Genomic DNA, 17,911 nt, shown 5'->3' with positions numbered 1-17,911 from the left:
CGGCCAGCGGGTCCTTCGAGCCGCCGACGCCGAGCAGCCGGTCGCGGAAGCGGTCTCCATTGGTGCGGGTGAGGCCGCCGTTCTCCCGGAACCACTCCACGGTGTCGGCGTCGAGCACCTCACTCCAAAGCGCCGATGACTAGCCGGCGTGTGCGCCGCCGGAGAAGCCGCTGGGCGCGTAGGTAGCGGGGTACCGTGGCGGGACGCGGGCGGCGGCGGGGGTGCGGAGATCGTCGGCGGGGTCTGCGCGTCGGCGTCGGTCATCGGTCTTCGTCTCCCTCAGTCACACGCGGGCCCGCACGGCGCGCCCCTCCGCCGACCAGCGTAATCGCATCCGCGCGGACCGACCTGGACCCGCGCGGGCGGCGCGCTCAGCGCGAGCGCCGCCCGCGCATTCGCGTGATGAGCACGCCGAGCAGGCACAGCGCGCCGCCCACGAACATGAGCGGGGTGGGCACCTCCCCGAGGATCAGCCACGACAGCAGGATCGCGAGGGCCGGGACCACGTAGGTCGTCGCTGAGGTCTTCCCCGCGGTGCTGCGCTGCAGCACGTACGCCCAGGTGGTGAAGGCGATGGCGGTGGGGAAGATGCCGAGGTAGACCACCCACAGCGTCGCGTCGAGGGGCGCCGTCTGCACGTCGGCGATCAACGCGCCGAGCCAGGGAAGCAGGGCGATCGTGCCGGCGGCCGCCCCGAGCCAGGTCAGCGTGGTGGCGTCGACCCCCGAGGTGAGCAGGTGTTTCTGCAGCAGGGTGCACCCCGCGTACATGACCGCGGCGAGAAGGGCCAGCAGGAGGCCCGTGAGGTCGGGGCCGGTGCTGCTGGTGGAGTTCATGCCGATGAGGACCACCCCGAGGAAGGCGATGGGGGCGCCGATCACCAGGGGGCGGGGGAATCCCTCCCGGAGGAAGAGACCGCTGAAGACGACGACCATGAGCGGCGCCAGGTTCACGACCATAGCGGCGGTCCCGGCGTCGAGGGTCCGTTCGGCACTGTTGAGGGCTGTCGGTAACTTACGAAGTTTGAAAGTGCGAAGTTGCCAGTGCGGTCGACTCGCGCCGCGGGAGCCATCGAGCGGGGTCGATGGTCTGCGCTGTCTGTCGGCAGGTTCTGGGGGTGGTTCCGAGGTGGGCTCGGAAGTCGCCGGTGAGGTGGGCGGCATCGGTCTAGCCGGATCGTGGGCCAGCGCTGCCAGATTGAGTGCGGGGTTGTCGCAGAGCTCTTGCGCTGCCTCCTGGAGTCTGCGGCGGCGTATCAGGGTCCCCGGGGGAAACGCCGACGTCTGTGGGCGAGCGGTTGCGTGGTGCGGGTCGACGTGGGCAGGTGGCTGGCTAGGTTCTCCACGGTCAGTATGGTGGGGTCGGTTTCGGCGACGTCGAACAGGCCCGTTCGCAGCCGGCGGCGCGAAGCTCGGCGGCCTGCGCGTCCGGGTTTTGCTCGCGCTTGGAGACTCGGGCGTAGCCGACTTCATGTGCCATGCCGAAAACGGTACCTCTGCCGTTCCGGCGAGGATTGGTTTCGGCAGGGGGTTTCGGCGGATCGGTTCTCGGCGTGTCGTGCACCTGGTCTGTGGACTTGAGTGCTTCGTGGCGGTGGACTTCGGTCATTCGCTGACGCACGCTTCAGCAGCTAGGGGGCTTTGCCCTCTGGGCGATTACCGTCGCTTGGCCGTCAGTCCTTGGTGAAGTCGTACGCCGCGAGTTCTTACAGGTGGGGGTCTGGTCGGAACAACACCTGTCCGGGGCTGTCCGGGCTGGTGAAGAGTCGGATACCGCGGTCTTCGGCGACGATGACCCCGTCGGCTTTGGTGGTGGTGAGGGCTTGCAGTCCTGTACCGAGCTCGCTGCCTGAGGCCCAATTGCCCGAGGGTGCTTGATACACGAGCTGTCCGTCGGTACCTGCTCCGACGAGGCGTCCATCGCTGAACGCTGCGATGAGGACCATTCTCGGTGCTTCCGGCTCGAGGGTGAAGGTCCTGCCTCCGTCGCGGCTGATGTGCAAGCCGGTGGAGGTGGTCGCGTAGATTACGTCGGGGTCGGCGGGGTCGACGAGGATGTCCCATGCGTCGATGCCGGCGCCGTTGTTCCAGCTGTGTCCGCCGTCGTCGGAGCGGTGGACGATACCGAAGTTGTTCACGTAGATGCGGTTCGGGTCGCGGGGGCTGACGGTGAGGTCGTGGAAGTCGGCTTCACCTGCCAGTGAGACGTTCTGCCAGGTGTCACCGCCGTCGTCGGAACGGATGAGTCCGAGGTTGCCGGACCCGAAGTGGCCGGGACTGTTCTTGCCGGGGTGTCCAGAGGCGTAGAGCGCACCACCGGCGGCGGTGAATCCCATCGCGTCGAAGTCGTTTCCGGCGATGGGGCCGGTGAGTTCTGCATCGCGGGTGAGTGCGTCGAGTTGGTATATGCCGCCGTGACTGGCGATGAGGAGGCCGCCGGTGCCCGGGTTCTCGGCGAGCCCGTGAATGTGTTCGAGGGCGACCTGTGTGTCGTGATCAGGGTCGGTGGGCCCGATGCAACCGGTCAGGATCAACATCGCGGTGGTGGCGAGGGTGAGCGCGGTGACGGCGCGGCGATGGGCGGGATGGGCGGGCATATTTTCTCCAGGGCGCAGATGGGCGACACCGGGTGGCCGTCTGTCGGGGACAGCCACCCGGTGGGGAGGGGACATGCTCACCGTTGGGTGAGCATGTCCTCCATCTGCGCGATCTCGGCTTCCTGGTCGTCGACGATCTTCTGCGCGAGGGCGAGAGCGTCGGGGTTCTCACCCTCGTTCAGCTCGGTCTGCGCCATGTCAATAGCACCCTCGTGGTGGACGATCATCTGCTCGAGGAACAGCGTGGAAGCGGTCTCGCCGTCGGCTTCTTCGAGGGCCGTCATGTCCTCTTCGGACATCATCCCGTCGCTGTGGTCCATGCCTCCCATGCCGGTGTCCTGTCCCCAGGTTTCTAGCCACTGGTTCATGGTCTCGATCTCGGGGGTCTGGGCGGCTTTGATGTCCTCGGCGAGGGCGGCGACTTCCGCATCGACATCGTCCTTGGCCAGCAGCGTGTCGGACATCTCGATGGCCTGCTGGTGGTGCATCGCCATGCCCATCGCGAAGGAGACGTCCGCGTCGTTGAACGTCGCGTCGCTCGCATCGGCGGTCGCGCTGCTGCTGTGGTCCATGCCTTCCATGTCGCTGCTGCCGGCGGTGGTGTCACCGCATCCGGCGAGGACGAGCGCCCCGGCGAGGAGGCCGGCGCTGACGGTGAGAGTGCGGAACTTCATGATTACTCCAATGTCGTGAGGTGGGCGTGTGCGGGCGCGTGAAAGCGCCCCGTGTCTGCGAGGGGCAAACACAGTTCACGTACGACTGATGGAGAGGACGGTCAGGTTCGGCGGGCGGACCGGTGCCCGCACCACTGGATACGTAGCGGGTGGCACGATGGCGGTCCGAGGGAGGAGGAAACCCGGCCCGGGGCGGATGGTGAGGACGATCGCTGCGGCGAGGAGCGCGAGCACGCACGCCATGAATCCCATGGCGTCCATATCGCCCGCGCACCCATCTCCATCGGAGCAGGGCGCCGCGGCACCGGGCTGTGCCGTCACGGGGGTTGCATCGTGAGTCCCGCTGTCGTGGTGCGTGATGTGTGCGCCAGCGGTGACGGCTGCGTGGTGTGCCGGGCCGGTGCTGAGCACGTGCATGCCGAGCAGTCCGATCAGCACGCCGAGCACCAGCGTGGAGGTGAACAGGACAGCGCGCAGCAGCGACGGGCGCCGGTTCATCCAGCGACGCGGTTCCGTTGCCCGCATGCGACGTCCTCCTTCCTGCACGACGGGACCCTACAGAGCTGTCCTGTCAGCTCCCCTGAAGTACCGCGCTAGGGGTGACGTCGGGGCGCAGGTCGAGCCGGCGCAGCAGCTGCGCGTTGAGGGCGACGACGATCGTCGATAGCGACATCAGGATCGCACCGACCGACATCGGCAGCACGAAACCGACCGGGGCGAGGATGCCCGCCGCCAGCGGTACGGAGATGAGGTTGTACCCCGCCGCCCACCACAGGTTCTGCTTCATCTTCCGGTAGCTCGCCCGCGACAGCTCCATCACCGTCAGCACGGAACGCGGGTCGTCGCTGGCGAGGATGACGGTGTAGCCGGCCTCGTCAACGGCCACGCGGACGGCGTCGAGGCGCAGCGGAGCGCTGCTGTGAACGGTGACAGTCGATACCCCACCGGCATTCAGGTCAACGCTCACCTGCTCGACCTCGTCGAGGGCAGAGAGTTCTTCGGTGACGCTACTCACGCAGTGCCCGCACGTCATACCCTCCACCAGAATCTGCGTCGTCGCCCCGGCCGGCGCGGCGGTCTTCTGCGCGGGCGCTTCCGGGGCCGCGCAGCAACTGCACCCGGCACCGGAGTCCTTCAGTCCCAGTTCGACACGTTCAATCGTCATCAAGGATTCCTCTCGTCGGAATGGTCAGGAGCGCACAAGCCGGGCGATCGCAGCGTTCGCCTCGCGGACTTTCTCCTCCGCCACCGCCCCGCCCTGCGCGGTGGCCTCGGCAACGCAGTGGCTGAGATGATCACCGAGTAGCGAAAGGGCGACAGCCTCGAGCGCCTTCGTCGCCGCGGACACCTGAGTGAGGATGTCGATGCAGTAGTCGTCGTTCTCCACCATCCGTGCGATGCCCTGCACCTGACCCTCCGCCCGACGCAACCGTTTCAACAGCGCGCCCTTGTTATCCGCATACCCGTGCATGGCGGTCATACTATACCCGAGGGGGGTATATCAACCCCCTTCGGTGCACCCCCTTCCTCGCCCTAGCGTCACCTGCGCCGGGGAGAGCCCCCGGGGAAGGGGAAACAGTCATGACTGTCGCAGATCAGATGCTCGCCACCCATCCGAAGGTCGGCTCCGCCGCAGCACAGGACACACTGCTGCGCTGTATCGAGGCGTGCGTGGAATGCGCGCAGGCGTGTACCGCCTGCGCCGACGCGTGCCTCGGAGAGGACATGGTCGCCGAGCTGGTCACGTGCATCCGCAGAAACGCTGACTGTGCCGATATCTGCGCGGCCACGGGCGCAGTACTCTCCCGGCAGACCGAGCCCGACGCGGCGACCGTCCGCGCGCTCCTCGAAGCGTGCCGCATGGCCTGCGCGTCCTGCGCGTCCGAGTGTGAGCAGCACGCCGACATGCACGAACACTGCCGGGTGTGCGCCGAGTCCTGCCGCCGCTGCGAGCAGGCGTGTGCCGACCTGCTGGCCGCGCTGTAACCCGCCGCCGCGCCACAACCCAGGGTGCTGCTGAGCAGCAGCGCGCTCGTCGCACCACCAACCTCACGGGCGGCGCATCGCCGACGACCGCTTGCCCCGTCCTCAGCGCCCGCGCCCGCCACCGATTGCACCAGGAGAACCATGACTTCCAACGAGCAGCACGGAACGCACGCCCACCAGAACCCTCAGGGTAGTGATCACTCGAAGGAGAGCAAGCACGGCTCCGGCGGGCACTCATGGAAGATGTACCTGCGGTTCGGGGCGATGATCCTCACCGGCATGGTCGTCATGTACTGGGTGATGTTTGTCGGCTCCTGGGAATGGAGCCACGTCCGCTTCAGCGAGAGTCGCGTGTTCATGGCCCTCACCATGGGCGGCACCATGGGGTTGGTGATGCTGGCCTGGATGCTCAACATGTACAAGAACACCAAGGCGAACATCGCCGTCGTCGCCGCCAGCGTGCTGCTCATCGGCGGCGGGATAGCCTTCGACCGCAGCCAGATCACCGTCGACGACACCGACTGGATGAGCGCGATGATCCCTCACCACTCGCTTGCCATCACCCGCTCCGAGCGGGCCCAGATCCAGGATGTCCGCGTCTGCGAACTCGCCGCCGAGATCAGCAAGGCGCAGCGGAACGAGATCCTCGAGATGGACTGGCTGATCGACGACATCCAGCGCAACGGCGTCGCCGACACCGTGGAGGAAGCGGAGGCGCGGCCCGCGCCCACCTTCGACCGGACGGCGCAACGCCAGTGCCCCACCCAGTAACCAGGGCGTCTCACAAAACAAAAGCTTTTCAAGACGCCTCTGACATCCCGTGGGTTGAGCACCGCGACCGGCGTGCTTCCGGCATGCAGGGTGTCTCGGGAACTCGTCTCAACGAGAATTGTCTCAGCACTGTCCCTGGTGAGGGTTTTCGAGTCAGAATGATCGGGTGAGGCTTCTCGGATACACCCGCGTAAGCACGGCGGCCCAGGATGCGCAGCTTCAGCTCGACGCGCTCATCGGCGCCGGCGTGCAGAGACGAGATGTGTTCTCGGATGTCACCTCCGGAAGTCGTGCGGCGGTTGAGCGGCCCGGCATGAAGCGTCTCCTCAACTACGCGGAGGCAGACGACACGGTCGTGGTGTGGAGGGTGGACCGGTTGGGGCGCTCCCTGATCGATGTTCTCAACACGGTGAATCTCTTGCGCGAACGTGACGTTCATGTGCGATCGATTTCCGATGGCATCGATCCGGCGACGTCGACGGGGCGGTTGATGCTGAACATGCTCGCCACCCTCGCCGAGTACGAACGCGAGCTCATCGTCGAACGGGTCAATGCGGGCATTGCAGCCGCCCGCCAGAACGGCACGAAGTTCGGCCGGCCCGCTTCCGATCCGGCCGTGATCGCCGAGAAGCTCCAGGTCGTCGCCGACGCACGCAAACGCGGCCGCACTGCAGAAGACGCAGCCCGGCTCGTCGGGTGGAGCCGAGCGACCCTGTACCGGCACCAGCGAATCCACGCCCCGCGCGAGCACGTCCCGATGTAGATGTCATGGATGGCCAGGAAAGGTGGCGGTTGCTTCGACTGCACGTCGAAGACCAGGTGCCCCTCGCGGCGATCGCCCGCGGCACGGGAGTCAGCACCCGCACACTGCAGCGCTGGCACCACCTCTACCGAGCCGGAGGGATTTCCGCCCTCGACCCGCACACTCGCGCCGACGCCGGAAAAAGGCGCACTGCTCCTGACACCGTGGCGTTCGTCGAGTGGCTCGCGCTGACCAAGCCCCGCCCCAGCCTGGCAACCCTGCATCGACTCACCGCCGAGTTTGCACGACTCCACGAGCTTTCCGCGCCAAGCTATGCCACCGTGCGAGAGATCGTGCTCTCCCTCGATCCCGCCCTTGTCACTCTGGCCCTCGATGGGCCCAAGTCATACCGAGACCGGCACGAGCTCGTATACCGGCGCCGCGCTGAACGACCGAACCAGATCTGGCAGGCTGACCACACCGAACTCGACATCCTCATCGCCGGAGCGGACGGGAAACCTGACCGACCCTGGCTAACAACGGTGCTGGATGACTACTCCCGCGCTATCTGCGGGTACACCGTCTTCACCGGCGCACCCTCCGCCCTCAACACCGCGCTCGCACTGAGGCAAGCGATCTGGCGCAAAACCGATCCCGCATGGGCGATGTGCGGGCTCCCTGACATCCTCCACGTCGACCACGGCTCCGACTTCACCAGCCGCCATCTCGAACGCACCGCGGTCGCGCTGCACTTCCGCATCATTCACTCCGCTGTCGCCCGCCCTCAGGGGCGCGGGAAGATCGAGCGGTTCTTCGGCACCATCAACACCGAACTCCTCGCCACCCTGCCCGGCCACCTCGGCCCTAACCACCGCTCGCCCCGACCCGCACTCGACCTCCCCGCCCTAGACCGCGCTATCGGCTCGTTCGTCACCACATACAACGAACGACCCCACCGCGAACTCGGCACCTCCCCTCGAGACGCATGGATTGCGGACGGCTGGCTGCCGCGAATGCCGGACACCCTCGACGACCTCGACGGGCTCCTCCTCACCGTTCCAAAGAACCGGGTGGTGCAACGCGACGGCATACATTTCCAGGGCCAGCGCTACCTTGCACCCACCCTCGCACCCTTCGTCGGGCGCACCGTCACCATCCGCTACGACCCCCGCGACATCTCCGAAGTTCGCGTCTACGACCACGACTCGTTTATTTGCATCGCCGTCGACGAAGCCCACCCGAACCTCCGACTCAGCCTCCGCGACGTCGAAACTGCTCGCCGCGCACGCCGCCGCGAACTGCGCCGTGCGATCAACGACCGCATCCCCACCACAGCTCCTCGGGAAGAGCCACGGGAAGCACCGCCCCCGCGCCGACGGCCGCGGCTGCGCACCTATGAAGAGGACGACTGATGAGCGAAGCATTCATCATCACCAAGGAACACCGCCGCTTCCGAGAGTTCGCGAACGCCGTCCGCAAAGAGCACACCATCGGCATCTGCCACGGCGACGCGGGCGTCGGGAAGACTAACTCCGCTCGCCGTTACGCGAACTGGGATGCGCTTGAACCCTTCCTCATGCGATGGGGACCACGCGGCGACGATGACGCGAAACACTATGCACTCGCCAACCGTTCGCGCGCCGTCTTCTACACCCCCGAGGTTCTCTGCCGACCCAAGGACCTCATGCATGACATTGAACGCTGGGAAAGCAAGGTCGGCGTCTGTGCGGACGAACACCTCCGCACCCTCGATCCCGAACCTCTCCCGCCCGGACGCTCCGCACATCTCGTCGAACTGCTCATCATCGACGAAGCCGAGCGACTCACTGCCACCGCCCTAGAGCTACTTCGCGACAAACACGACCGCACCCACATCGCGATCATCCTCATCGGCATGCCCGGCATCGACCAGCGCTTCCGCCACTACCCCCAGCTCTACAGCCGCCTCGGTTTCTCCCACCACTACCGCTCCCTCGCGCGAGACGAGCTGCTCTTCGTCCTCGACCGCCACTGGAAACGGCTTGGGCGCACTCTCGATCCTGACGACTTCACCGACGCTCAAGCCATCGCCGCGATCGAGCGCATCACCCGTGGAAACTTCCGCCTCCTCGAGCGACTCTTCCCCCAGATCATCCGCGTCCTCAAGATCAACGACCTTGAGACCATCACCGACGATGTCGTAGAAGCTGCCGCTAGCGTCCTCGTCATCGGCACCTAGCGACATCGAACGGTCTCAGAAAACCGCCGTGCATCACCCAACTCCACACACCTGGTCGTCGACGTCGACGAGGCCACCGAAAACGATCGTTATCGGCGGGGCTGGTCTGGCCCTGGTCGCGGCTGATTCCGCTCGGCGCGAAGCTGAGCTTCTACTCGGTCTCGCGCTCTCCGTTCGGTGCGGTCCGCTCGCAGGATCGATCGGATGACGAACCAGAAGAACCCGGCGATCCCTATCGTGGGGATGATGGACCAGACGGCGTTGACCCAGTAGTTGTCGAGGGCCATGCGTTGTTCCTTGGTGGTTCGCGCCAGATGAGGGCGGCTCCGATGATGGCGAGGACGACCGCTGTTTCGGAGCTCCCGACGGTGGAGGTCCAGAACGAACTCGCGGTGGTCGTCAGGTCGATGGTGAAGTGGGTGGCGAACAACACAGCCGCCAGCAAGACGATGAGTGTCCCAAGCCGCACGAGCCGACGATGCCGCTGGAGGGGAGATCGTCGGGCCGAGAGGCGGTTACCCGTGGGCTGTTTGGTCCGGTGTGGTGTGAGGTGGTGGAGGTTCACGAGAACATCGCTCCGATGAGGAAGAAGCTGCCGATAGCGAGCAGGACAGCGAGAACGGTGGCACCGGCGATGAAGACGGACATGTGCCGGAAGGGGTTGCGCCGTTGAATCATGGTCGGGATCTTTCGCGCGTCATCGGGCCGGTGCCAGGACCGTGGTTGTGTCGGGCGTGATCTCGACGATGCCCCTGTCGTCGACGACGAGGAACCGGTCCTCTGCGAGGGCTGTGAAGGCTTGCGCGGCGCCCTGGAGGCGTTCGAGGCTCTCCCAGGTGCCATCGGGCTGCTGTACCCAGAGGGCACTGCCGGTTCCTATCCCGGCTAGCGTCCCGTCCGGTTGTGCGTCGAGGGTGTAGAGCAGCGGGGCGTCGGGGACGGGGGTGAAGGTCGCGCCGTTGTCGGTGCTGAGGAGGAGGCCTTCTTCCGCTGCCGCGTAGACGCCGTTGTCGGTTGCGGCGAGATCCGCGGCCGAGAGGGCGGCCCCCGTCGACCACGTGTCGCCGTTGTCGGCGCTGATGAGCACATCGACGCTGTCGGAGGCGATTCCGAAGAGGGTGCCGTCGGTTGCGGCTGTGAGGGTGTGGAAGTCAGTCGTGCCGTTGAGGGCGATCGGCGACCAGGATTCGCCGTAGTCGTCGCTGCGGATGATGCCGAGGTTCGGGGCGCCGAGGTTGGGCGGCGTCTGGGTACCCGGGTGCCCGGACGCGAACAGCACGTCGCCGTGGACGGTGAAGCCCATCGCGTCGAAGTCGTGGCCTCCGATCGGACCGCTGACGGCGCCTTCAGATGTGAGGGTGAAGATCCCTCCGTGCGTGGCGACGAGGTAGTTCTCTCCACGAGGGTCGGGGGCGATGCCGTGGATGTGCTCGATGACGGGGGGCGCAGCACCGGTGGGGGCGAGCTGTGGTGCGGCGCAGCCGGTGAGGGTCAGGATCGCTGCAGTGAGCGAGAGGGCGGACAGGGGTCTGCGGCGGTTCATGAAACTCCGAAGTAGCAGCGGGATGCGGCTGAGACGCACCCCCAGAGGGTGAGGATGGCGCGGGGTCGCACGCGCGCCCCGTGATGTCGAGCGATGTCGAGTGACGCCGTGGGGCGCGGGTAGATGCCGCGCCCCACGGGTCGGGTCACAGAGTGGCGAGGATGTCTTCCATCTCGGAGATCTCGCTGGTCTGCGCGTCGATGATCGTCTCGGCCAGCGCGACAGCGTCGCTGTTCTGGCCGTTGTCGACTTCCTCCTGCGCCATCTCCACGGCGCCCTGGTGGTGCTGGATCATCTGCTCCAGGAACAGACGCCCGGCGTCTGAGCCGGAGGCGTCTTCGAGGGCCTGCATGTCGTCCTCGGACATCATGCCGTCGCCGTGATCCATGCCCTCCATGCTGGAGGTGTCCGCACCCCACTCTTCGAGCCACTGATCCATCTTCTGGATCTCGGGCTCCTGGGCGGCCTTGATCTTCTCTGCAAGCGCGACGACACGCTCGTCGACGCCGTCCTTGCTCAGCAGCATGTCGGACATCTCGATCGCCTGGGCGTGGTGTTCCTTCATCATGCTCGCGAACATGATGTCGGCATCGTTGGCGTCCGCGGAGGCGGGGGCGGAGCTGCTGCTGCCGCCGTGGTTCATGCCTTCCATGTCACCGCCGGAGGTGGTGCCGGCGCACCCGACGAGGGCGAGCAGGGCGGTGAGGGTGACTGCGGCGGATGCCGCGAAACGGGTCTTCATGATGTTTCTCTCCAAGAGTCGGTGATGAAGCGCCCAGCAAGGATGCTGAGCGCAAGGGCAGTGCCGGCAAGACGCGGCACGCCGGTGATCACGTACGACTGATGCAGAGAACGGTGAGCGAAGGCGGCTTGAAAAAGTGCAGAGCTCCGTGAGTCCGGGCCGGCGTCGCGGGCTGTGCGAGCGCGTGGATCAGCTGACGCCACCACCCGGTGGGGCGTGCGAGCAGAATGACGGCGACGAGGAGGGCGAGCACGCACGCCATCCACGCCATCCCGTGATCGTCCGAGCACGTCGCACACCCCGCGTCCGCAGCCGCAGAACCCGGAGCCGATTGCGAAAGGTGAGTGCCTGCATGGTCGGTGCCGGCCGTGTGGCCGGTGCTGGCAGCGGCGAGGTCGCTGTGTCCGACAGCGACCGTGTCACCGTGCCCGGAGGTCATCGCGTGCGTGTTCATCGAGTGCATCGCCAAGAGCCCACAGATGACCGCGACCGCGACCGCGACGACCGTGAGGAGGGTTCGGGTGAGCGTGCGCTGGTCGTGCACGCGCCGCGCGACTGTGATCAACACCGCTCCACCTCCTTTCCTCCAGGGTACGTCGCCGCCGCGACAACGCCTACCGGGTGATGACCGCTTCTGGGGCGAGGTCCAGTCGTCGCAGCAGCTGCGCGTTCAGCGCGACCACGATCGTGGACAGCGACATCAGCACCGCTCCGACCGACATCGGCAGCACGAACCCGATCGGGGCGAGCACGCCGGCCGCGAGGGGGACGGAGAGGAGGTTGTAGCCGGCTGCCCACCACAGGTTCTGCTTCATCTTGCGGTAGCTGGCGCGGGACAGGTCGATCACCGACAGCACTGATCGGGGGTCGTCGCTGGCGAGGATGACACCGGCGGACGCGATCGCGACGTCCGTGCCCGCACCGATCGCGATACCCACGTCTGCCTGCGCGAGCGCGGGTGCGTCGTTCACCCCATCACCCACCATCGCCACCGAGCGGCCCTCGCCCTGCAGCTCCTTCACCTTCGACGCCTTGTCTTCTGGGCGAACCCCGGCGAAGAACCTGTCGATGCCGAGATCCGCCGCCACGGACGCCGCGACAGCCTCCGCATCACCGGTGATCATGACCACCTGCACGTTCCTCTCATGCAAGGCTCGGATCGCCTCCCGGGACTCCGGACGGATCTCATCGGCCAATCGCAGGGCACCGGCCACCGTGCCGTCGACGAGGACGTGCAGGATGATCGCGCCGTCCTCGCGCCACTGATCTGCAACACCCAGCTCGCTCGCGTGCTCCTGCTCGAGCATGTACGGGCCACCGACCTGCACGGTACGGCCGTCGACGCGGGCCTTGACCCCCACCGCCGGCGAGGACTCGAAGTCCTGCGACGCCGCGACAGTCAGGCTCTTTTCCTTCGCGGCGTTGACGATTGCACGAGCGAGGGGATGCTCCGAATCGGCCTCGGCCGCGGCAGCGAGGGCGAGCAGTTCGTCCGCGCTCAGGGAGCCTGCCGGTTCGATGGCGGTGACCGCGGGGGCGCCCTTGGTCAGTGTGCCGGTCTTGTCGAACAGCACCGTGTCCACGGTGCGCATGCTCTCCAGCGCGAGACGATCCTTCACCAGGACACCAGCCCTGGCGGCACGTTCGGTCGCGATGGACACGACGAGCGGGATCGCGAGACCGAGTGCGTGCGGGCAGGCGATCACCAGCACCGTGATCGTCCGAACCACGGCCTGATCGGGAAGTCCGACGAGCGTCCACACGATCGCGGTGATGACACCGGCACCGAGGGCAAACCAGAACAACCACCCCGCGGCGCGGTCCGCGAGGCGCTGCGCCCGCGACGACGAACTCTGCGCCTCCGTCACCAGCTTCTGAATGCCCGCCAGCGCAGTGTTCTCCCCGACCGCGGTGATCTCCACCCGGACACCGGAGTCAGTGGCAACCGTGCCCGCGATCACCTGATCCCCGTCGGCGCGGCGCACCGGACGGGACTCACCCGTGATCATCGACTCGTCCATGCTCGCCGACCCCTGCACGATCCGCCCATCGGCGGGAACGCGACCGCCGGGGCGGACCACGACGACGTCCCCGACCTGCAGATCGGACGGGGCCACTGTGACAGTGGCATCACCCTCGACCTTCTCCGCCTCGTCGGGCAAGAGCGCGGCAAGAGAGTCGAGCGCGGACGTGGTCTGCGCGAGCGAACGCATCTCGATCCAGTGCCCGAGCAGCATGATGACGATCAGGAGCGCCAGTTCCCACCAGAAGTCCAGCTCGTGGTGCAGCAGGCCGACGCTCGCGCCCCACGAGGCAAGGAACGCGACCGTGATCGCCAGGGCGATGAGCAGCATCATTCCGGGCTTGCGGGAACGCAGCTCACTGACTGCGCCCGTGAGGAACGGGGCGCCACCCCAGACATACATCACCGTGCCGAGAACAGGCGAGATCCACATCACCCATGCCGCATCGGGTAGCGAATACCCGAGCAGCATGGAGAACATCATCGAGAACGCGACCACCGGAACAGCCAGCACGAGCATGATCCAGAACAGCCGCCGGAACTGCCCGACATGATCACCGTGACCCCCGTGCCCCCCATGGCCGCCGTGGCCGCCGTGGCCCGCATGGCCGCCATGTGGGGCATGCCCGTCGTGCTGCGCGTGACCTGCGTGCGGGTCGTGTCCGGCATGCGGGTCGTGGCCTGCATGTGAAACGGGTGCCGCGTGATCTGCTCGGGACTCGTGAGCCACCGTCGGCGGTGTCCCCTCGGCATGCTGTCCGTGGTGGTGCATAGAGGTGTGATCCTGCTGGCTCACGATGAGCCTCCTTCGCTTCAGATGCGTGCAGAGTCGGGTGGAGAGACCCGCCGGTCAGCTGGGCTGAGGCGCGAGCGTGTATCCCGCTTCCTCGACGGCGGCCTTGATGAGCGACGGATCAACCGCCACTGCGCTGTGAATCGTCACACGCGAGGTCGCCCCGGCGTTCAGGGAAACGGTCACGCTCTCGACACCGTCAACGGACGATAATTCGTCGGTCACGCTGGACACGCAATGTGAGCACGTCATCCCGTCAACGAAGACGTCCCGGGCGAGAGCCGACTGACTCGTCTCCGCGGCCGCGGCATCAGTCGGGGACGCGCAGCACGCGCACCCTGCGTTGGCGTCCTTCAACCCGAGTTCGATGCGTTCGGTCATTATGCGATCCTCCAGATCTCAGATGGTCAGGAACGGACGAGACGAGCGATAGCGTCATTCGCTTCACGGATCTTCTCCGCCGCAACCTCGCCACCTTCGGCACTAGCCTCCGCGACACAGTGGCTCAAGTGATCGCCCAGCAGCGAGAGCGCGACCGTCTCCAGAGCCCTCGTCGCCGCGGACACCTGCGTGAGGATGTCGATGCAGTACTTGTCCTCATCAACCATTCGAGCGATCCCCCGCACCTGACACTCGACACGACGCAGACGCTGCTGCAACGCCTCCTTGTTGCCCTCGTATCCGTTCACCCTCTCAGCATACCCCGTGGGGGTATGTGGCGGGGTGGAAGCGTCAGACCTGGGCGCCGAGCGCCACAAGTGGGGGCTGACTCGGCCACCACACGGACTTCTCCACCCGCCCGGCCACGGGACTCAACCAAAAGCGCCTGCCGCAACCCCATTCCGGAGACCGTTAGTGGTGACCTCGGGCTGCTCCCTGACAGAACTACGCCGTAAACGATCGTTTTTGGACGGTTAGTTCTCATCGGCGAAACCCGATATAATCGGTGAATGACGATGACAACTGAGATGACCGCCGCTGTATCGCTGTTCCACTCGCTTGCCGATCACAGTCGCTTGTCGATACTGCGGCGACTGTCGATGGGCGAGGCTCGGGTGAGGGACCTCACCGACGAGCTCGGGTTGGCGCAGTCAACCGTGTCGGAGCACGTGGGATGCCTCCGCGAATGCGGACTTGTCATCGCCCGCAGTGAAGGTCGACAGAACTTTTACTCCGTCTCCACTCCGGAAGTCATCGACATCCTGGAAGCCGCCGAGCGACTCCTCGCCACGACCGGCTACAAGGTCGATCTGTGCAAGACCTACGGGCGTGATGCCCGATGATTGGAACCATCGCGGCCGCCATCGGACTGTTCGCGGCCACGAACATCGACGACATCGTTGTCCTCACGGTGCTGTTTCTCGCGTCGACACGCGGCTCCCTTCCAGGATGGAAAGTCGTTGCAGGGCAATACCTCGGCTTCATCGCTCTCGTCGCGATCAGCGTCATCGCCGCCGCCGGCCTCACCATCGTCCCGGACCAATGGGTCGGATTCTTGGGCCTGATCCCACTCGCAATTGGTGTCTATGGCCTGATCCGAACCCTCCGGCGCCGGGGCGACGATGACGACGACGACAGTGCGATCAGCGCAGGAGGACTGTTCGGAGTCGCCGGCATCACGATCGCCAACGGCGCCGACAACATCTCCCTCTACACGCCGGTCTTCCGCACCAACCCCGTTCCGGACACCATCGTCACCATCATCGTCTTCTTGGTGCTCGTCGCCGTGTGGTGCCTCGTCGCGCGCTTCGTCGGCACCAACAAGACCGTCACAGAAGCATTGGAGAAGATCGAGCATTGGCTCGTGCCCGCCGTTTTCATCGGGCTCGGCCTGTACATCCTGATCGAGTCGGGCGTAGTCCTCCGTCTCATCGACGTTCTGTCATGACCAAGGTCGCCAGACTGGCCGTCGCCGCCGGTGCCATCGCTGCAGCGTTCGCGATCGACCAACTCACGAAGGCCTGGGCACTGTCCTTTCTGGGTAACGGCGAGGAGATTGAACTCGGCCTCGGGGTGAGCCTTCGTCTCGTGTTCAATCCCGGCGTCGCCTTCGGTCTCGGTGGGGACGTGGGAGCACCTCTCGTCGTCGGCATCATGGCACTCACCACCGGACTTCTGGCCTGGATAGTCGTCCGAGCTGTGCGCGGACGCAACATGGGCCCCACCGCTCTTCTGGCCGTCGCGGCCGGTGGGGCGATAGGCAACCTGTGGGACCGCACTACTCGCGCGCACACCGAACCGCTTAGTGGAGAGGTCGTCGATTTCATCGCCGTCGACTGGTTTGCCGTCTTCAACATGGCTGACGTCTTCACCACCCTCGGCCTCCTCGGATGGGCCGTCCTGCTCCTGCTGCACCGCGACCAGGCCTGGGACGCCGAGGCCGTGCGGCCGCTGCGCGAAGCCGTCTCCGACAAGATCCAGACCACGCTCCTCGCGCGCTGAGCAACGAGAAGGGGGCGGGATCGCTGATGCGATCCGCCCCTCTCATGTGTCCGGTCAGACGGTGGCCGGGGCGCGGCCGATCTGGAGCACCTGAGCCGGCGGGGCACAACAGGCACCGCCCAGAGATGCCCCGGAAGCATCGAACAGTCCGGCACCGCCGCATACCCCCGTGTCGGGCAGCACCAGCTCGACCCGTCGAGCGGCCTCGTGGTCGCCCGCGAGCTCCGCGACGACGCTGCGCACCTGCTCGTACCCGGTGAGCGCGAGAAAGGTGGGTGCCCGCCCGTAGGACTTTGCGCCCACGAGGTAGAAGTCAGGCTCCGGCTGGGCAAGGTCGGCAGCTCCCGTCGCGGCGACCGAACCGCAGGAATGCACGTTCGGATCGACCTCCGCAGCGATCCGCACGGGCGCCTGCAACGTGGGGTCCAGTTCCAACCGCAGCTCCGACAAGAACGACAGATCGGGGCGGAAGCCGGTGAGCACCACGACGCGATCGGCGCTGAGTGTGCGGCCATCCTCTGCGACGAGGACCGGCCGGCCCTCCTCCGTCGTGACGCGCTCGACGCGGAACCTGGTCACGAGCGACACCAGCCCAGCGTCGACGAACTCCTTCGCCTTGATCCCCAGCGCCCCACGTGCCGGCAGCTCGTCGGCCTCACCACCCCCGAAGGCGTTCCCGGCGGTGGCGCGGCGCAGCGCCCACGTCACTGTGGTGGTCGGGTCGCGGCGCGCCATGCGGGCCAGCGCGAGGACCGCCGTCACCGCCGAGTGCCCGGAACCGATGACGACCGTGTGCTTCCCCTCGAACCTCTCACGGTCCCGGAAGTCGGGGATGCAATACGACAGCAACCCGGCCGCAGCCCGCTCTCCCAGCGCGGGCAGACCGTCCGCGCCCGCGGGGTTGGGCGAGGACCACGTGCCCGAAGCGTCGATCACCGCGCGCGCCTGCAACCGATACTCCTCCCCCTCACTCGGCTGCACGTGCACGGTGAAAGGCTGATCGCCGCGGCCCGCGTCAACGAGACGGTCACGACCCAGACGGGACACCCCGACAACCCGAGAGCCGTACCGAACGCGATCGCCCAGCTCAGCAGCAAGCGGCGCGAGATAGCCGCTGATCCACTGCGCACCGGTCGGATACCCCGTCGTAGGCGCTGCCCATCCGGTGGGCTCGAGAATCCGCGCCCCGGCCGTGTCGATCAACTCCGGCCACTCCGAGAACAAGCGCACATGCCCCCACTCGGCAACCGCCGATGCCGGGCCAGCCCCAGCCTCCAATACAACGACCGGCAGGTCTCGCTCGACCAGGTGGGCGGCAGCCGCGAGCCCCTGCGGGCCGGCACCGATCACCACGACAGGCAACGCGCTCTCCATCACACTC

23 protein-coding genes and 1 pseudogene are annotated in these 17,911 nt (G+C 66.5%); 9 read left to right on the top strand and 15 right to left on the bottom strand.

What is annotated here, in order from left to right; genetic code table 11:
- The 8 genes and pseudogenes from D8M34_RS13245 to D8M34_RS13210 form a co-directional block, all read right to left on the bottom strand.
- Positions 1-205 (bottom strand): annotated as a pseudogene (locus D8M34_RS13245) (M3 family metallopeptidase); the annotation flags it as partial.
- Between the two features lie 166 nt (positions 206-371).
- Positions 372-1,163 (bottom strand): DMT family transporter, encoded by a 792-nt coding sequence (locus D8M34_RS13240; protein WP_274543269.1) that lies wholly within the window; start codon positions 1,161-1,163, stop codon positions 372-374.
- Between the two features lie 184 nt (positions 1,164-1,347).
- On the bottom strand, positions 1,348-1,608 hold the full coding sequence (locus D8M34_RS19560) for a hypothetical protein (protein ID WP_231729549.1): 261 nt from the start codon (positions 1,606-1,608) through the stop codon (positions 1,348-1,350).
- A 97-nt stretch (positions 1,609-1,705) separates the two neighbouring features.
- Positions 1,706-2,596, bottom strand: a complete 891-nt coding sequence (locus tag D8M34_RS13230; RefSeq protein WP_025105219.1) for a F510_1955 family glycosylhydrolase — start codon at positions 2,594-2,596, stop codon at positions 1,706-1,708.
- Positions 2,597-2,673: 77 nt separating this feature from the next.
- Complete coding sequence (locus D8M34_RS13225; RefSeq protein ID WP_025105220.1) at positions 2,674-3,270, bottom strand: DUF305 domain-containing protein; 597 nt, start codon at positions 3,268-3,270, stop codon at positions 2,674-2,676.
- A gap of 75 nt (positions 3,271-3,345) precedes the next feature.
- Positions 3,346-3,795, bottom strand: a complete 450-nt coding sequence (locus tag D8M34_RS13220) for a DUF6153 family protein (RefSeq protein WP_126894224.1) — start codon at positions 3,793-3,795, stop codon at positions 3,346-3,348.
- 46 nt (positions 3,796-3,841) lie between these two features.
- A complete protein-coding gene (locus tag D8M34_RS19555; protein WP_081811644.1) occupies positions 3,842-4,303 on the bottom strand; it encodes a heavy-metal-associated domain-containing protein in 462 nt (153 codons plus the stop codon).
- Between the two features lie 156 nt (positions 4,304-4,459).
- Positions 4,460-4,741, bottom strand: a complete 282-nt coding sequence (locus D8M34_RS13210; RefSeq protein WP_025105223.1) for a metal-sensitive transcriptional regulator — start codon at positions 4,739-4,741, stop codon at positions 4,460-4,462.
- A 110-nt stretch (positions 4,742-4,851) separates the two neighbouring features.
- Here D8M34_RS13210 and D8M34_RS13205 point away from each other — a divergent pair, with 110 nt between their 5' ends.
- The 5 genes from D8M34_RS13205 (at position 4,852) to D8M34_RS13185 (ending at position 8,987) form a co-directional block, all read left to right on the top strand.
- Positions 4,852-5,256, top strand: a complete 405-nt coding sequence (locus tag D8M34_RS13205; RefSeq protein WP_025105224.1) for a four-helix bundle copper-binding protein — start codon at positions 4,852-4,854, stop codon at positions 5,254-5,256.
- Positions 5,257-5,397: 141 nt separating this feature from the next.
- On the top strand, positions 5,398-6,027 hold the full coding sequence (locus tag D8M34_RS13200) for a DUF305 domain-containing protein (RefSeq protein ID WP_197426480.1): 630 nt from the start codon (positions 5,398-5,400) through the stop codon (positions 6,025-6,027).
- 166 nt (positions 6,028-6,193) lie between these two features.
- Positions 6,194-6,790, top strand: a complete 597-nt coding sequence (locus D8M34_RS13195; protein ID WP_025105226.1) for a recombinase family protein — start codon at positions 6,194-6,196, stop codon at positions 6,788-6,790.
- 5 nt (positions 6,791-6,795) lie between these two features.
- Positions 6,796-8,181, top strand: coding sequence for a Mu transposase C-terminal domain-containing protein (locus D8M34_RS13190; RefSeq protein WP_025105227.1), 1,386 nt, complete (start codon positions 6,796-6,798; stop codon positions 8,179-8,181).
- Complete coding sequence (locus D8M34_RS13185; RefSeq protein WP_025105228.1) at positions 8,181-8,987, top strand: AAA family ATPase; 807 nt, start codon at positions 8,181-8,183, stop codon at positions 8,985-8,987. Before D8M34_RS13190 ends, D8M34_RS13185 begins: the two co-directional genes overlap by 1 nt.
- 697 nt (positions 8,988-9,684) lie before the next feature.
- Here the strand turns inward: D8M34_RS13185 and D8M34_RS13175 are convergent.
- From D8M34_RS13175 to D8M34_RS13160, 4 genes are all read right to left on the bottom strand, one after another.
- Positions 9,685-10,530, bottom strand: a complete 846-nt coding sequence (locus tag D8M34_RS13175) for a F510_1955 family glycosylhydrolase (protein WP_085604263.1) — start codon at positions 10,528-10,530, stop codon at positions 9,685-9,687.
- A 145-nt stretch (positions 10,531-10,675) separates the two neighbouring features.
- Positions 10,676-11,272, bottom strand: coding sequence for a DUF305 domain-containing protein (locus tag D8M34_RS13170; RefSeq protein ID WP_025105230.1), 597 nt, complete (start codon positions 11,270-11,272; stop codon positions 10,676-10,678).
- Positions 11,273-11,360: 88 nt separating this feature from the next.
- The gene (locus tag D8M34_RS13165; RefSeq protein WP_161973072.1) at positions 11,361-11,837 is read right to left on the bottom strand and encodes a DUF6153 family protein; all 477 of its coding nucleotides are present in this window, start codon (positions 11,835-11,837) and stop codon (positions 11,361-11,363) included.
- 49 nt (positions 11,838-11,886) lie between these two features.
- Positions 11,887-13,815 carry a heavy metal translocating P-type ATPase gene (locus D8M34_RS13160; protein ID WP_025105232.1) on the bottom strand — a complete coding sequence of 643 codons (1,929 nt, stop codon included), beginning with the start codon at positions 13,813-13,815 and terminating at the stop codon, positions 11,887-11,889.
- A 30-nt stretch (positions 13,816-13,845) separates the two neighbouring features.
- On the opposite strand from D8M34_RS13160, the gene D8M34_RS19545 reads away from it, so the two are divergent.
- Positions 13,846-13,986 carry a hypothetical protein gene (locus tag D8M34_RS19545; RefSeq protein WP_238695660.1) on the top strand — a complete coding sequence of 47 codons (141 nt, stop codon included), beginning with the start codon at positions 13,846-13,848 and terminating at the stop codon, positions 13,984-13,986.
- Positions 13,987-14,145: 159 nt separating this feature from the next.
- Here D8M34_RS19545 and D8M34_RS13155 read toward each other — a convergent pair whose 3' ends face one another.
- Positions 14,146-14,469: a heavy-metal-associated domain-containing protein gene (locus D8M34_RS13155; protein ID WP_025105233.1), complete on the bottom strand. Its 324-nt coding sequence runs from the start codon at positions 14,467-14,469 to the stop codon at positions 14,146-14,148.
- 26 nt (positions 14,470-14,495) lie between these two features.
- Positions 14,496-14,777 carry a metal-sensitive transcriptional regulator gene (locus tag D8M34_RS13150; protein WP_126894222.1) on the bottom strand — a complete coding sequence of 94 codons (282 nt, stop codon included), beginning with the start codon at positions 14,775-14,777 and terminating at the stop codon, positions 14,496-14,498.
- A 261-nt stretch (positions 14,778-15,038) separates the two neighbouring features.
- Here D8M34_RS13150 and D8M34_RS13145 point away from each other — a divergent pair, with 261 nt between their 5' ends.
- Genes D8M34_RS13145 through D8M34_RS13135 form a run of 3 tightly spaced genes read left to right on the top strand, consistent with a single transcriptional unit; the run spans position 15,039 to position 16,530 of the window.
- Positions 15,039-15,371, top strand: a complete 333-nt coding sequence (locus D8M34_RS13145) for an ArsR/SmtB family transcription factor (RefSeq protein WP_025105235.1) — start codon at positions 15,039-15,041, stop codon at positions 15,369-15,371.
- Positions 15,368-15,976: a cadmium resistance transporter gene (locus D8M34_RS13140; protein WP_025105236.1), complete on the top strand. Its 609-nt coding sequence runs from the start codon at positions 15,368-15,370 to the stop codon at positions 15,974-15,976. The genes D8M34_RS13145 and D8M34_RS13140 overlap by 4 nt, the downstream gene beginning before the upstream one ends.
- On the top strand, positions 15,973-16,530 hold the full coding sequence (locus D8M34_RS13135; RefSeq protein WP_025105237.1) for a signal peptidase II: 558 nt from the start codon (positions 15,973-15,975) through the stop codon (positions 16,528-16,530). Before D8M34_RS13140 ends, D8M34_RS13135 begins: the two co-directional genes overlap by 4 nt.
- Positions 16,531-16,584: 54 nt before the next feature.
- On the opposite strand, the gene D8M34_RS13130 is transcribed toward D8M34_RS13135, so the two are convergent.
- Positions 16,585-17,904: an FAD-dependent oxidoreductase gene (locus D8M34_RS13130; protein WP_085604269.1), complete on the bottom strand. Its 1,320-nt coding sequence runs from the start codon at positions 17,902-17,904 to the stop codon at positions 16,585-16,587.
- Between the last annotated feature and the right edge of the window lie 7 nt (positions 17,905-17,911).

The sequence above is a fragment of the Microbacterium sp. HSID17254 genome, assembly GCF_003989315.1.
Classification (GTDB): Bacteria; Actinomycetota; Actinomycetes; order Actinomycetales; family Microbacteriaceae; genus Microbacterium.
Note: the sequence above shows the minus strand (reverse complement) of the source record. Positions and strands in the feature narration are given on the sequence as shown.

What these genes read in the sequence shown, in the direction of transcription:
- D8M34_RS13175 (WP_085604263.1), bottom strand. Translation starts at nt 10,530, where the DNA reads ATGAACCGCCGCAGACCCCTGTCCGCCCTCTCGCTCACTGCAGCGATC.
- D8M34_RS13145 (WP_025105235.1), top strand. Translation starts at nt 15,039, where the DNA reads ATGACGATGACAACTGAGATGACCGCCGCTGTATCGCTGTTCCACTCG.
- D8M34_RS13230 (WP_025105219.1), bottom strand. Translation starts at nt 2,596, where the DNA reads ATGCCCGCCCATCCCGCCCATCGCCGCGCCGTCACCGCGCTCACCCTC.
- D8M34_RS19560 (WP_231729549.1), bottom strand. Translation starts at nt 1,608, where the DNA reads ATGACCGAAGTCCACCGCCACGAAGCACTCAAGTCCACAGACCAGGTG.
- D8M34_RS13205 (WP_025105224.1), top strand. Translation starts at nt 4,852, where the DNA reads ATGACTGTCGCAGATCAGATGCTCGCCACCCATCCGAAGGTCGGCTCC.
- D8M34_RS13200 (WP_197426480.1), top strand. Translation starts at nt 5,398, where the DNA reads ATGACTTCCAACGAGCAGCACGGAACGCACGCCCACCAGAACCCTCAG.
- D8M34_RS13185 (WP_025105228.1), top strand. Translation starts at nt 8,181, where the DNA reads ATGAGCGAAGCATTCATCATCACCAAGGAACACCGCCGCTTCCGAGAG.
- D8M34_RS13140 (WP_025105236.1), top strand. Translation starts at nt 15,368, where the DNA reads ATGATTGGAACCATCGCGGCCGCCATCGGACTGTTCGCGGCCACGAAC.
- D8M34_RS13225 (WP_025105220.1), bottom strand. Translation starts at nt 3,270, where the DNA reads ATGAAGTTCCGCACTCTCACCGTCAGCGCCGGCCTCCTCGCCGGGGCG.
- D8M34_RS13135 (WP_025105237.1), top strand. Translation starts at nt 15,973, where the DNA reads ATGACCAAGGTCGCCAGACTGGCCGTCGCCGCCGGTGCCATCGCTGCA.
- D8M34_RS19555 (WP_081811644.1), bottom strand. Translation starts at nt 4,303, where the DNA reads ATGACGTGCGGGCACTGCGTGAGTAGCGTCACCGAAGAACTCTCTGCC.
- D8M34_RS13160 (WP_025105232.1), bottom strand. Translation starts at nt 13,815, where the DNA reads ATGCTCGTGCTGGCTGTTCCGGTGGTCGCGTTCTCGATGATGTTCTCC.
- D8M34_RS13220 (WP_126894224.1), bottom strand. Translation starts at nt 3,795, where the DNA reads ATGCGGGCAACGGAACCGCGTCGCTGGATGAACCGGCGCCCGTCGCTG.
- D8M34_RS13190 (WP_025105227.1), top strand. Translation starts at nt 6,796, where the DNA reads ATGGATGGCCAGGAAAGGTGGCGGTTGCTTCGACTGCACGTCGAAGAC.
- D8M34_RS13170 (WP_025105230.1), bottom strand. Translation starts at nt 11,272, where the DNA reads ATGAAGACCCGTTTCGCGGCATCCGCCGCAGTCACCCTCACCGCCCTG.
- D8M34_RS13155 (WP_025105233.1), bottom strand. Translation starts at nt 14,469, where the DNA reads ATGACCGAACGCATCGAACTCGGGTTGAAGGACGCCAACGCAGGGTGC.
- D8M34_RS13210 (WP_025105223.1), bottom strand. Translation starts at nt 4,741, where the DNA reads ATGCACGGGTATGCGGATAACAAGGGCGCGCTGTTGAAACGGTTGCGT.
- D8M34_RS13240 (WP_274543269.1), bottom strand. Translation starts at nt 1,163, where the DNA reads ATGCCGCCCACCTCACCGGCGACTTCCGAGCCCACCTCGGAACCACCC.
- D8M34_RS19545 (WP_238695660.1), top strand. Translation starts at nt 13,846, where the DNA reads ATGATCACCGTGACCCCCGTGCCCCCCATGGCCGCCGTGGCCGCCGTG.
- D8M34_RS13130 (WP_085604269.1), bottom strand. Translation starts at nt 17,904, where the DNA reads ATGGAGAGCGCGTTGCCTGTCGTGGTGATCGGTGCCGGCCCGCAGGGG.